Source organism: Skermania piniformis, assembly GCF_019285775.1.
GTDB classification, from domain to species: domain Bacteria; phylum Actinomycetota; class Actinomycetes; order Mycobacteriales; family Mycobacteriaceae; genus Skermania; species Skermania pinensis.
In genome coordinates, this window is the sequence record NZ_CP079105.1 from 3,812,610 (window position 1) to 3,824,901 (window position 12,292).

At 69.5% G+C, this 12,292-nt stretch carries 11 protein-coding genes; 4 read left to right on the top strand and 7 right to left on the bottom strand.

The genetic code is table 11. From position 1 onward, the window contains the following. Window positions 1-17: 17 nt before the first annotated feature. Window positions 18-2,510 (bottom strand): ATP-dependent zinc metalloprotease FtsH, encoded by a 2,493-nt coding sequence (gene ftsH / locus KV203_RS17855; RefSeq protein ID WP_083529984.1) that lies wholly within the window; start codon window positions 2,508-2,510, stop codon window positions 18-20. Window positions 2,511-2,659: 149 nt separating this feature from the next. Here ftsH and KV203_RS17860 point away from each other — a divergent pair, with 149 nt between their 5' ends. The 3 genes from KV203_RS17860 to KV203_RS17870 all read left to right on the top strand — a co-directional run bounded on the left by KV203_RS17860 (window position 2,660) and on the right by KV203_RS17870 (window position 5,384). Further along, window positions 2,660-2,908 carry a DUF2277 domain-containing protein gene (locus KV203_RS17860; RefSeq protein WP_066469498.1) on the top strand — a complete coding sequence of 83 codons (249 nt, stop codon included), beginning with the start codon at window positions 2,660-2,662 and terminating at the stop codon, window positions 2,906-2,908. An 86-nt stretch (window positions 2,909-2,994) separates the two neighbouring features. Beyond that, window positions 2,995-4,542: an aldehyde dehydrogenase family protein gene (locus KV203_RS17865; protein ID WP_066469497.1), complete on the top strand. Its 1,548-nt coding sequence runs from the start codon at window positions 2,995-2,997 to the stop codon at window positions 4,540-4,542. Further along, on the top strand, window positions 4,539-5,384 hold the full coding sequence (locus KV203_RS17870) for an SDR family oxidoreductase (protein WP_066469496.1): 846 nt from the start codon (window positions 4,539-4,541) through the stop codon (window positions 5,382-5,384). The genes KV203_RS17865 and KV203_RS17870 overlap by 4 nt, the downstream gene beginning before the upstream one ends. Here the strand turns inward: KV203_RS17870 and KV203_RS17875 are convergent. The 6 genes from KV203_RS17875 to dacB form a co-directional block, all read right to left on the bottom strand. Next, window positions 5,357-6,160, bottom strand: coding sequence for a LysR family transcriptional regulator (locus tag KV203_RS17875; protein ID WP_066469494.1), 804 nt, complete (start codon window positions 6,158-6,160; stop codon window positions 5,357-5,359). The two genes, KV203_RS17870 and KV203_RS17875, sit on opposite strands and share 28 nt — an antisense overlap. Before the next feature lie 193 nt (window positions 6,161-6,353). Further along, on the bottom strand, window positions 6,354-7,526 hold the full coding sequence (locus KV203_RS17880; RefSeq protein ID WP_066469492.1) for a TerC family protein: 1,173 nt from the start codon (window positions 7,524-7,526) through the stop codon (window positions 6,354-6,356). A 127-nt stretch (window positions 7,527-7,653) separates the two neighbouring features. Continuing rightward, window positions 7,654-8,208, bottom strand: a complete 555-nt coding sequence (hpt, locus tag KV203_RS17885) for a hypoxanthine phosphoribosyltransferase (RefSeq protein ID WP_066469642.1) — start codon at window positions 8,206-8,208, stop codon at window positions 7,654-7,656. A gap of 29 nt (window positions 8,209-8,237) precedes the next feature. Continuing rightward, window positions 8,238-9,224, bottom strand: a complete 987-nt coding sequence (tilS, locus tag KV203_RS17890) for a tRNA lysidine(34) synthetase TilS (protein ID WP_066469490.1) — start codon at window positions 9,222-9,224, stop codon at window positions 8,238-8,240. Next, the gene (locus KV203_RS17895; RefSeq protein ID WP_373279219.1) at window positions 9,200-10,303 is read right to left on the bottom strand and encodes a zinc-dependent metalloprotease; all 1,104 of its coding nucleotides are present in this window, start codon (window positions 10,301-10,303) and stop codon (window positions 9,200-9,202) included. Before KV203_RS17895 ends, tilS begins: the two co-directional genes overlap by 25 nt. Beyond that, on the bottom strand, window positions 10,300-11,709 hold the full coding sequence (gene dacB, locus KV203_RS17900; RefSeq protein WP_066469487.1) for a D-alanyl-D-alanine carboxypeptidase/D-alanyl-D-alanine endopeptidase: 1,410 nt from the start codon (window positions 11,707-11,709) through the stop codon (window positions 10,300-10,302). The genes KV203_RS17895 and dacB overlap by 4 nt, the downstream gene beginning before the upstream one ends. Before the next feature lie 90 nt (window positions 11,710-11,799). Between dacB and KV203_RS17905 the strand changes: the two genes are divergently transcribed. Continuing rightward, window positions 11,800-12,291 (top strand): inorganic diphosphatase, encoded by a 492-nt coding sequence (locus KV203_RS17905; RefSeq protein WP_066469486.1) that lies wholly within the window; start codon window positions 11,800-11,802, stop codon window positions 12,289-12,291. Window position 12,292 lies beyond the last annotated feature (1 nt).

Sequence of the window (12,292 nt, forward strand, 5' to 3'; positions counted from 1 at the left end):
ACCGAGAGTACCGGCTGTCAGCGTCGTCGGCCCGAGTTGTCGGCATCCGGATCATCGGGGTAGTCGCGCCGATCCGGATAGCTGTCGCCGTTGCGATACGCGCTACCGCCCGGCCAACTGTCGAGCAGTGGGTCGGTGTCCACCCGCGCATGCTGACCGGCGAGCCGATCCGGGATGTTCAGCGGCTGGTGCGGCCCGGACCAGGCAGCGTTCTCCGACTCCGACTCCGAATCCCGATTCGAGTCCCGATCCGAATCCGGATCGGGCCAGGCCGACGGGCGCGGACCGGGCCATTCGGCCGTGGGCTCGGCCCACCGGTGTGCGCCACCGTCGGCCGCAGACGACTCCGGGTTCCGTTCCGGCTCCGGGTCCGGCGGCGGCCAGCCCGGGGCGGACCAATTCGCCGGCGCACCGTAGTCGGGCCGGGAGCCGCGCGCGGGGGCCGCGGCAGCCGGCTCACCGCGCACGGGATGACCGGGACTCGGATGGCCGTTGGGCGGGACGCGGTACTCACGCGGCATCGGGTAACCGTTGCCCGGCGTGTCCCGCGGCACACTCGGGACCGGGATCGGCGGGAACGGCTCGCCGCGCTCGACCGCCAGCTCGCGCGGCGTCTTCACCGGTGGCTTGTCCGAGGGCACCCGGTCGCCGAAATCGTTGAACGCGGTGATCCGCGGCCGCTTCTCCACCGACGTGAAGATCTGTTCCAGGTCTTTGCGGTGCAGCGTCTCCCGTTCCAGCAACTGTGCGGCGAGCACGTCCAGCACGTCCCGGTACTCGTTCAGGATCGCCCATGCCTCGGTGTGCGCCGCCTCGATCAGGTTGCGCACTTCTTCGTCGATCTCCCGGGCGACCTCGTGCGAGTAGTCCGGCGCGGTGCCCATCGTCCGGCCCAGGAACGGGTCACCCTGATCTTCGCCGTACCGGACCGCGCCGAGCCGAGCGCTCATCCCGTACTCGGTGACCATCGATCGGGCGATCTTGGTGGCCTGGTCGATGTCCGAGGCGGCGCCGGTGGTCGGCTCGTGGAAAACCAGCTCCTCGGCCGCGCGGCCACCCATCGCCATCACCAGGCGGGCGATCATCTCCGAGCGGGTCATCATGCCCTTGTCGTCCTCGGGCACCGTCATCGCGTGCCCGCCGGTGCGACCGCGGGCCAGGATCGTGACCTTGTACACCTGCTCGATGTCCGGCATCGCCCACGCCGCCAGGGTGTGCCCACCCTCGTGATAGGCGGTGATCTTCTTCTCGTGCTCGCTGATGATCCGGCTCTTGCGCCGCGGGCCGCCGATCACCCGGTCGACCGACTCCTCCAGCGCGGCGCTGGTGATCAAGGTGCCGTTCTCCCGCGCGGTGAGCAGGGCCGCCTCGTTGATCACGTTGGCCAGGTCGGCACCGGACATCCCCACCGTGCGCTTGGCCAGACCCTCGAGGTCGGCGTCCGGCGCGATCGGCTTGCCCTGCGAATGCACCCGCAGGATCGCCCGGCGGCCGGCGAGGTCCGGCGCGCCGACCGGGATCTGCCGGTCGAACCGGCCCGGGCGCAGCAATGCCGGGTCCAGGATGTCCGGCCGGTTGGTCGCCGCGATCAGGATGATTCCGGTGCGATCACCGAATCCGTCCATCTCGACCAACAGCTGGTTCAGCGTCTGCTCACGTTCGTCGTGCCCGCCGCCCAGCCCGGCGCCGCGCTGCCGACCGACCGCGTCGATCTCGTCGACGAAGATGATGCACGGGCTGTTCTGCTTGGCCTGCTCGAACAGGTCGCGCACGCGGGAGGCGCCGACCCCGACGAACATCTCGACGAAATCGGACCCGGAGATGGTGAAGAACGGCACGCCGGCCTCGCCCGCGACCGCGCGCGCCAACAGCGTCTTACCGGTGCCGGGCGGGCCGTAGAGCAGCACGCCCTTCGGAATCTTCGCGCCCAGCGCCTGGTAGCGAGCCGGGTTCTGCAGGAAGTCCTTGATCTCGTAGAGCTCTTCGACCGCCTCGTCGGCGCCGGCGACATCGGCGAACGTGGTCTTGGGCATGTCCTTGGCCAACTGCTTGGCCTTCGACTTGCCGAAGCCCATCACCCCGCCCCGACCGCCGCCTTGCATCCGGCCCATCACGAACACGAACAAACCGAGCAGGATCACCATCGGCAGCACGAACAGCAAGATCTGGGTGAACCAGCTCTCCTGGGTCACCTTGGTGTCGTATTCGGTGGCGCCGGAGTTCTGCACCGTCTGGAAGATCGAATCCGCCGCCGCGTTCGGATAGGTCGCGATGATCTGCGTGGCGTTGCCGGTGGACTCGTTACCGCTCTTCAGCGTGAGCCGGAGTTGTTGCTCGCGATCGTCGATCCGGACCTTGTCGACGTTCTTGCTCTGCAATTGCGCGACAGCGACCGACGTGTCGACACTTTTCCAGTCCCGAGTGTCGTTACCGAAGTAGCTGAACGCGTAGATCACCAGCAAGATGCCGGCGATGATCGCCAGGTTCCGAAAAACGGTCTTGCGGTTCATATCGCATCGATTCGGTTCGTCATATGGGTGGTCGGCCCCTCCGGGGTTCTCAGGCTACCGCGCGCGCCGGCCGGGCCACGCAACGCGTTCATCGGGACAACGTGCCGCTCGCCCGTGATGTTCCCCGATTCCGCCGTAGGCTCGTCGGCATGTGCCGCAACATCACCGCGCTGCGCGGCCTGGAGCCCGCGGCGACGCCGGAAGAGATCACCGCAGCTGCGCTGCAATACGTCCGCAAGGTCGGTGGGTTGTCGGCTGTGTCGGCGACCAATCGCGCCGCGGTGGACCGGGCGGTCGCCGAGATCGCCGCAACCACCACCCGACTGCTCGACGAACTGCCCGAGCGGCGGGTGCCGCCGAAGGACGTACCACCGCTGCGCCGAATCCGGCAAGTGTGACCCGGCTCATTCTGACGGCCTGGCGTGTCACTATCGAGGGACCGGCCGTCGAGTAACGGGCCACCGGACACCAGGAGGGGTCGACGATGACCACAAGCGCACCGCAGATCGATCGCACGGCCGACGAGCCGAACGTGATCGAGGTGCCCAACCCGGCCGACGGCACGATCGTCGGCAAGGTCCAGATCGACACTGCGGAGACCGTGACGACCAAGGTCGCCGATCTGCGTCGGCATCAGCCGGCCTGGGCGGCGCTGGGCCCGAGCGGGCGCAAGGACTGGCTGCTGAAGTTCCAGGACTGGATCTTCGACAACGCGGACCGGATCACCGCAACCGTCCAGTCCGAATCCGGCAAGGCGCGGGTGGACGCCAGTGTCGAGCCGCTGTTCGTCGCGGATCTGATCGGCTACTACGCGCGCAACGCCGAGAAGTTCCTCGCCGAGCAGCACCCGACCCCGCACAATCCGCTGGCCAAGGTGAAGAAGCTGACCACGGTGTACCGGCCGTACCCGGTGGTCGGCGTGATCACCCCGTGGAACTTCCCGTTCGCGATGCCCGGCCTGGACGTGATCCCCGCCTTGACGGCGGGCGCCGCGGTCCTGCTCAAGCCGTCCGAGGTCACCCCGCTGTCGGCGGTCGAGTTCGCCCGCGGCTGGACCGAGATCGGAGCCCCGCCGGTGCTGGCCCTGGCCACCGGCCGGGGCGGCACCGGTGCGGCCGTGGTGGAGAACGTGGACTACGTGCAGTTCACCGGTTCCACCCGAACCGGCCGCTCGATCGCGAAGGCCTGTGCCGAACGGCTGCTGCCGTACAGCTTGGAACTCGGCGGCAAAGATCCGGCGATCGTGCTGGCCGACGCCGATATCGATCGCGCGGCGGCCGGCATCGCCTACGGCGGGATGTTCAACTCCGGCCAGGTGTGTATCTCGATCGAGCGGGTCTACGTCGAGGCGCCGGTCTACCAGGAGTTCGTCGACAAGCTCACCCGCAACGTCGCCGAGCTGCGTCAGGGCCAGGACGGCAAGGACATCGAGCACGATGTCGGCGCGATGGCCACGCAAACGCAACGCGACATCGTCGCCCGGCACGTCGACGAGGCGGTCGCGGCGGGAGCGCAGGTGGTGGTCGGCGGCAAGCCCACCGGGGTCGGTACCTTCTTCGAGCCGACCGTGCTGGTGGACGTCACCCAGGACATGAGTTGCGTGCAGGAGGAGACGTTCGGGCCGACCCTGCCGGTGATCAAGGTCGCCGACGCCGACGAAGCGATCCGACTGGCCAACGACTCGCAGTACGGGCTGTCCGCCACGGTGTGGACCGGGGACCGGAACCGCGGCGAGCAGATCGCCCGCCGGCTCGACGTCGGCGCCGTCAACATCAACGACGCCTTCGCCAACCTGTTCAGCTACGCCCTGCCGATGGGCGGGTGGAAGGACTCCGGGGTCGGCGCCCGGTGGGGCGGCGCGGCCGGCCTACTCAAGTACTGCCGGGTGCAGGCGATCACCACCCCGCGGCTGCCCACCCAAACCAAGGAACTGCTCTGGTTCCCGTATTCACCGGCCAAGGTGGGCGTCGCGTTCGGCGTGATGCGCGCGGCCGGCGCCCGGGGCCTGCGCAAGCTCGGACTGTCCCGATGAGCCGGACCACCCCGGCGACGCCCACCGTGGCCGGCAAGGTCGTCGTGATCACCGGCGGCGCGCGCGGGATCGGCCTGGCGACCGCCCGCAAGCTGCACGCGGACGGCGCCCGGGTGGCCATCGGGGACGTCGACGAAGCGACGGTGAAGACGACCGGCGCCGATCTCGGCCTGGAGGTCGCCGGCCTGCTGGACGTCACCGCCGAAGAGTCCTTCGACGCCTTCCTGGACCAGGTCGAACGCACCCTGGGACCGATCGACGTGCTGGTCAACAACGCCGGGATCATGCCGCTCGGCAGGTTGGCCGACGAACCGGACGCGGTCACCCGGCGGGTGCTCGACATCAACGTCTACGGGGTGATCCTCGGCTCCAAGCTGGCGCTGCGGCGGATGCTGGCGCGCGGTTCCGGCCACGTGATCAACGTCGCGTCACTGGCCGGGAAGACACCGATGGCCGGCGCGGCGACCTACTGTGCGTCGAAATACGCGGTGCTCGGCTTCACCGACACGTTGCGGATGGAGTACCACGGCACCGGGGTGGAGTTCTCGGCAGTGTTGCCGACCTTCACCAACACCGAGCTGATCGCCGGAACCGCGAAACCACGGCTGTTGCGCAACGCCGAACCGCACGAGGTGGCGGCGGCGGTCGCCGATCTGATATTGCACCCACGGCCGGAGGTTGCGGTGACCCGGATCGCCGGCGTGCTGGTCGACTCGCAGAACTTCGTGCCGCGGCGGGTGAGCGAGCGGTTGGGTCGGATGCTCGGGGTCGATCACGCGTTCACCGACGACGTCGACCCGGTGGCGCGGCGCAGCTACGAGGACCGGGCGCGCGGCGTCTGATCATCGGGCGCGGCCGTCGCGGCGTCGACCACGGCCCGGACCAGTTCCCGGTCGTCGTCGGCCCGCCAGGCCAGCGCCAGTTCGGTCGGCGGCAGGCCGCTGACCGGGCGCGCCGCCACGCCCGGCCAGCGGTACAACGCGACACTGTCGCGGGGCAGCAGCAGAATGCCGTGCCCGCGGGTGAGCTCCTCCAGCTGATCCTCGGTGCGCTCGCCGCCGACCTGGGACAGTTTCTCGAGATCGCCCGCGTCGATCTCCTCGGCCGCGGCCAGCCGATGCCCCTCCGCCAACAGCACCCATTGTTGCTGTGACTGCAGCACGATCCAGCGGTACCGGTCGGGGTCCGGTAGCGGCAGCCAGACCAGCGCAAGGTCGGCACGATGGTCGGCCAGGCCGCTGGTCCGGTCGATTCCCGAAGCGGCGTAGGGGACCAGCCGAACACCGCTCTCCTCCTCGAACCGGGGCAGCAGTCCGTGTTCGCCGGCTGGGTGGATACCGATTTGCAACACCCGGTCGGTCCGCCGTAGGCCCTCGTCGGTCTGGTCCCAGTCGGCGAGCACCTTCCGGGCCCCGACCAGTAGTTCCCGCCCGGCCCGGGTCAGCGCCACGCTGCGCTGATCGCGATCGAACAAGACGGTGTCCAGTTGCTTCTCCAGCTGTCGGATCTGCCGCGACAACGTCGGCTGCGCCACCTCCAATCGCTGCGCCGCATTGGTGAAGTGCAATTCTTCAGCAACTGCGACGAAGTAACGTAGATCACGCAGATGGACATCCATAGCACGGTGCTATCAGAGTCGGGTTCCGGCGTCCATACTTCCCGTCGACGTACCGCTCGGCGCACGTGGCCGGTGTTGCCGGCGGTGAAAGTTGTCGACGGGCGTGAACTCCTGAGCCGAGAGCGGGAAGCAATCCGAAGGCCGTACCGCACGGCGTGCCTCGGGTGATCGGACGCTGTCTGCGAGACCCGATCTATCCGTGTTGCCGGTGGACCTGCTGAATCAGTTCCAGCAGATCCTTCTCCTCGGTCCGCAGCTCGTTCCGGTACTTCTCCGGCAGCGCCCGCAACACCTTCTCCTCGGCCCGCAGCTTGGCGTAGACCCGCTCGCGTTCCCCGGCGTCCGCGGTGTAGCCGAGATCGAGATAGTCCGCGGCATGGCGGCGGGCACCGCGGATGGCGCTCAGCGCCCGACCCTTCGGGCTGGTCAGCGATGCGACGATGGTCACCACCAGCACCGCCACGATCACCGCAAGCGAGAGCCACGTCGGGATCTCGACGACATCGACGTGCTCGCCGTTGTTGATGAACGGCAGGTTGTTCTCGTGCAGGGCATGCAAGATCAGCTTTACCCCGATCCACCCGAGGATCACCGCAAGGCCGTAGGACAGATACACCAGGCGATCGAGCAGCCCGTCGATCAGGAAGTAGAGCTGCCGGAGTCCGAGCAGAGAGAACGCCGTCGCGGTGAACACCACATAGACGTTCTCGGTCAAACCGAAGATCGCCGGAATCGAGTCGAGCGCGAAGAGCAGATCCGTGCCACCGATCGCGACCATAACCAGCAACATCGGGGTCAGCGCGCGGCGACCGTTCACCCTCGTGAACAGCTTGTCGCCGTCGTAGTAATCGGTGGTGTGGAAGATTCGGCGGGCGATCCGCACGACCACGTTGTCCGCGTCGTCGTCGTGGTCGTCCGACTTCAGCAAGTTGCCCGCGGTGACCAGCAGGATCAACCCGAACAGGTAGAAGGTCCAGGCGAAAGTCGTGATCAGCGCCGCGCCGGCCGCGATGAACACCGACCGGGCGACCAACGCGAAGGTGATGCCGAACAGCAAAACCTTCTGCTGATCCTCGCGGGGCACCTTGAAGCTCCCCATGATCACCAGGAACACGAAAAGGTTGTCGACCGAGAGCGCCTTCTCGGTCACCCATCCGGCGAAGTACTCGGTACCCATCTGGCGGCCACCGAACACCAGAACGCCGATGCCGAAGACGATCGCGACGCCGACGTAGATCGCCGACCAGATCGACGCCTCGCGCAAGGTCGGGATATGCGCTTTACGTACGTGGAAGACGTAGTCGAAGACAAGCAACCCCGCGATAGCGGCGATCGTGCCGAACCAGACCCAGGTGGGGACGTCCATCGGATTCTCTCTCCTGCTGACCGACCCGAGCTATGGCACGGTTCGCTGCGCGACTCCGTTCCGGCGACCATACTTCCAGCTGCAAAGTCTGCGCCGCCGGCAATGCCGGTACCTGCTGGAGTAACCGCTACGGGGTGTAGACCTTCGGGTCGAGCGTGCCGATATAGGGCAGGTCGCGGTAGCGCTCGGCGTAGTCCAGGCCGTAGCCGACGACGAACTCGTTCGGAATATCGAACCCGATGTACTGCACGTCCACCTCGGCGCGGACCGCATCCGGCTTGCGCAACAACGTCACCACCTGCAGCGATGCCGGGCTGCGGCTGGACAGGTTGCGGATCAGCCAGGACAGCGTCAGCCCGGAATCGATGATGTCCTCGACGATCAGCACGTTCCGGCCGGCGATGTCGCGGTCCAGATCTTTCAGGATGCGGACCACCCCGGACGACGAGGTGGCCGAACCGTACGAGCTGACCGCCATGAATTCCAGTTGGGTCGGCACCGGCAAGGCCCGGGCCAGGTCGGTGATGAAGAAGATCGCGCCCTTGAGCACGCCGACCAGCAGCAGGTCGCCGGCCGGATCACCGGCGGGGTACCGCTCGGCGATCTCGGCGGCCAGCTCGGCTACCCGGGCTCGGATCGCCTGCTCGGACTGCAGTACCGAAGCGATATCACCAGCGTAGATGTCCTCGGCGCACAAGCCAGTCTTCCCTCTCAGCTCACGACGGCGCGTTCCAGCGCCAGCCTGCCATGCCGCCTGGCCACGACCAACCGCGCGCCCGTCCCGGCGCCGCCGACCGCGACCGGGCCCTGCCCGTGCCAGTCCGTGACCAGCCGATCCACCGCCCGCAGGTGCCGGTCGGTGGACGCGGTGACGCCGGCACCGCGCAGCCAGGCGCGCACCGTGCGCCGTCGCACCGCCGGCGGGGCCGCGGCCAGCACTGCGACCGACAGCCCGGCGCCGGCGCCGGCGTTCGTCAGCAGCTCGACGGCAGCGGCGTCGAGCACCGCGCCGTCCTCCTGCAGCTGGGTCGCGGTCCGGGCCAGGGCGGGCGCGACGCCGCCACCGAGGATCTGTTCCAGCAGCGGCAACGCCTCGGTGCGCAGCCGCACCCGGGTGAACTCGGGTGCGCTGTTGTGCGGGTCTTCGTAGGGAGTCACCCCCAGGTCTGCGCACGCCTGCCGGGTAACCGTGCGGCGAACGGCTAGCAACGGCCGGCCCCACGGCGGGTCGAACGGCCGCATCCCCTGGATCGAGCGCGGGCCGGAGCCGCGGCCGAGCCCCAGCAGTACCGATTCGGCCTGGTCGTCGAGGGTATGGCCGAACAGGACCGGGGATCCGGCGCGGGCTGCGTCGAGCGCGGCGTAGCGAGCCCGTCGGGCCGCCGCCTCGGGGCCGCCAGCGCGGCCCACCCGGACCGGGAGCACCCGAGCAGCAACACAGCCCAGTTCCCGCGCGGTCGCCGCCGCCTGCGCGGCGACCGCGGCCGAGTCCGACTGCAATCCGTGATCGACCACCAACGCGGTGACCGACCCGGCCTCGGCGACCGCGGCGGCGGTCAGCGCGGTCGAGTCGGCCCCCCCGGACAGCGCTACCCCGACCGACCGGCCGGCCGCATACTCGGCCAGCCACCGCCGCACCGCCTGCCGCAGCGCCGACACCGCCGGCGTCTCGGCTAGTCGAGGACCCGGCTGATCCACTGTTGCGGAGCTTCGATCTCGGCCGGCAACGGCAACGTCTCCGGACCCGACCACACGGTGTTGAACTCGGCCATTCCCACCTGGGTTACCACTGCGTCGACGAACGCCTTGCCCCGCACGTACTGCTGCATCTTGGCGTCCATGCCGAGCAGCGCCCGGATCAGCCGCTGCACCAGGCCACGCGGTTGCTGACGGCGGGCGTCGAACGCGGCGCGGATCTGCGACACCGACGGCACGACCGCCGGGCCGACCGCGTCCATCACGTGATCGGCGTGGCCCTCCAACAGCGTGCCGAGCACCAGTAGCCGGTCCAGCGCGATCCGCTGGCTGTGCGGCAACGTGGCGCGCAGCACGCCGACCACCCCGCCCGGCGACTCGCCGTCCGCACCGTCGCCGTCGGCCCCGGTGCCGCCCCGGACCGCGGTCAGCACCCGACCGGCCAGGTCGGTGACCGGTTCGGCACCGACGTCGCCGAGCAGCGCCACCGATTCCTGCATGTAGTCGGCCAACCACTGCGAGGCCGCGAACTGCACCTGGTGGGTCACCTCGTGCACACACACCCAGAGCCGGAAATCGGCCGGCGGCACGGCGAGTGCCCGCTCCACCCCGACCACGTTCGGCGCGACCAGCGCCAGCACCCCGCCCGCGCGGCCGAACGGGTCGTACTGGCCGAGGATCGCGCCGGACAGGAACGCCAGCATCCCGCCGGCCTGCACCCCCGCGACCTTCGCCCCGATACCGGTGCCGCCACCCGGCGGCGTGTCCGTGGCACCGGCGAGCGCGCCCATCGACCGGGCAGCAATCCGCACCCAGCCCGGCCGGTCGGTCACCTCCGCGTCGGACAGCACCAGCCCGCCGGCCAGACCGGTCACCTCGCGCACCGGGTCCTGCGCCCGGACCGCGGCGACCGCGAGTTCGTCGTGTACCTGGTCGGCGGTGTAGCGCGACATCGCCGGCCCGCGCGGACCGAGCCGCGCCCCGACCCGCGCCGCCACCGTCCAGTCGACCGCATCACCCAGGGCGCGCCGGGCCTCGCCGTCGGTCTGCCGGCCGGTCTCCGGCCCGTTCCCGCTCATCATCGGCAACCGCAGGTGCGCAGCGTCGACGCCAGCGCGTCGAGAGCCGGTCGGCTCAGCTCGAGCGAGCGACCGTTGGACATCAAGGCGAAGGTCAACACCCGTTCATCGTCGTCCACCACGTACCCGGCCAACGCGCTGGCATCGGACAACGTCCCGGTCTTGGCCCGGACCCAGCCCGCCCCGGCGCGGTTCGCGGCGGCGTACCGGTCGGCCAGCGTGCCGGTCGCGCCGGCCACCGGGAGGTAGTCCAGCATCGGCCGCAGCATCGGCTTCTCCGGCCCGCTCGCCTGGGCCAACACCTGGTTCAGCAATTGCGCCGGCGCGCGATCGTCCACCGACAGCCCGCTGGCGTCGTGCAAGGTGAGCCCGGCCAGATCGAACCCGGCCTCGCGCAGCGTGTCGCCGATCGCGGTGACCGTGCCGGCGAACGACGGCTCGGCGCCGCGGCCGATCGCGATCTCCCGGCCCACCGCCTCGGCCAGCACGTTGTCCGAGGCGCCCATCATCTGCGCCAACCGATCCCGCAGCGGCGCCGACCGCACGCCGGCCACCGGCGCGGCACCGGCCGGCGCCCGGCCCAGCCGCACGTTCGCCGGGTCGACGCCGAGTGCGGTGGCCAGCATCCGGCCGGCATCGAGCGCTGGGGTGGGGCTGCGCGGCGGCTCGGCCGCCAACGGATCCAGCCGGGCACCGTCGATCATCACCGGCTCGATCGGCGCGATGTAGCCGCCGCCGACGTCGCCCGGCTGCCAGCCCTGCGCCAGCGCCGGGCCGGTGTAGGCCGAGGTGTCGACCAGAATCGTGTCCGGCTGCACGCCGCTGCGTTTTATCTGCTCGACCAGATCGTCCAGATGCGCCGAGCCCGGGTAGATGTTCGGTTTGCCGAGCGGTTGCGCGGTCACCGTGGGGTCGCCCCGCCCGACCAGCACCAGCTCATTCGGTGCCGTTCCCCGGACGACGTCGGTAGCCACCCGGTGATCGGCCGGCAATGCCGACAGCGCGGCCGCCGCGGTCAGCACCTTGACCGTGGATGCCGGCGTCATCGGCCGCTCCGGTCCGGTGGACCAGAGCACCTGCCCGGTCGCCGCATCCGAGACGATCCCGCTGAAGCTGCCCAGGTCCGGATTGCTGGACGGCTCGCGCAAGAGGTTCGCCAGCGCCGTCGGGTCCGGTGTCGGGGCGGCGGCGGGCAAGGCGGCGAGCTGCGGCTGCGGGGTCACCGGCGGCGGCTCCGGCGCGACGACCAGCCCACCGCGCGCGGCGTCGGCCCGCAGCGGAACCACGTGCACGAGGATCAGCGCGCCGGTGACGCCGAGCAGCAGCAGCACGATCGACACCAGGAGTGCGCGGATGTTGCGCCGCCGCCGCGCCAGGTAGCCGATCGATTTCTTGCCCTGGCTCGCCAAGCTGGCCTCCGCTCTCCACAGTCTGCGATATCAGCCTATCGTCGGAGCGCTACCCTTCCCCCGGACGAACCCGAATCGAAGGAGCACGGCGTGGAATTCGATGCCACCATCGAGATCCCCAAAGGGCAGCGAAACAAGTACGAGATCGACCACGAAACCGGCCGGATCCGACTCGACCGCTACCTCTACACCTCGATGGTGTATCCGGCCGACTACGGCTACATCGAGGACACCCTCGGCGAGGACGGCGACCCGCTGGATGTGCTGGTGCTGTTGCCCGAGCCGGTGTTCCCGGGTGTGCTGATCAAGGTGCGACCGGTCGCGATGTACCGGATGACCGACGAAAAGGGCGGCGACGACAAGGTTCTGGCGGTGCCGGCGGACGACGTCCGCTGGGACTCGGTGCAGGAACTGACCGATGTGCCGGAGTTCGAGTTGGCCGCGATCAAGCACTTCTTCGAGCGTTACAAGGACCTGGAGCCGGGCAAGTTCGTAAAAGGCTCGGAGTGGGTCGGTCGGGAAGCCGCCGAGGCCGAGGTGACCCGGTCGTTCGCCCGGCTGAAGGAACACGGCGGCCACTGAG

Bases quoted from the DNA above. Each gene is read 5' to 3' on its own strand.
- ftsH (WP_083529984.1), bottom strand. From the start codon at position 2,510: ATGAACCGCAAGACCGTTTTTCGGAACCTGGCGATCATCGCCGGCATC.
- KV203_RS17860 (WP_066469498.1), top strand. From the start codon at position 2,660: ATGTGCCGCAACATCACCGCGCTGCGCGGCCTGGAGCCCGCGGCGACG.
- KV203_RS17865 (WP_066469497.1), top strand. From the start codon at position 2,995: ATGACCACAAGCGCACCGCAGATCGATCGCACGGCCGACGAGCCGAAC.
- KV203_RS17870 (WP_066469496.1), top strand. From the start codon at position 4,539: ATGAGCCGGACCACCCCGGCGACGCCCACCGTGGCCGGCAAGGTCGTC.
- KV203_RS17875 (WP_066469494.1), bottom strand. From the start codon at position 6,160: ATGGATGTCCATCTGCGTGATCTACGTTACTTCGTCGCAGTTGCTGAA.
- KV203_RS17880 (WP_066469492.1), bottom strand. From the start codon at position 7,526: ATGGACGTCCCCACCTGGGTCTGGTTCGGCACGATCGCCGCTATCGCG.
- KV203_RS17895 (WP_373279219.1), bottom strand. From the start codon at position 10,303: ATGATGAGCGGGAACGGGCCGGAGACCGGCCGGCAGACCGACGGCGAG.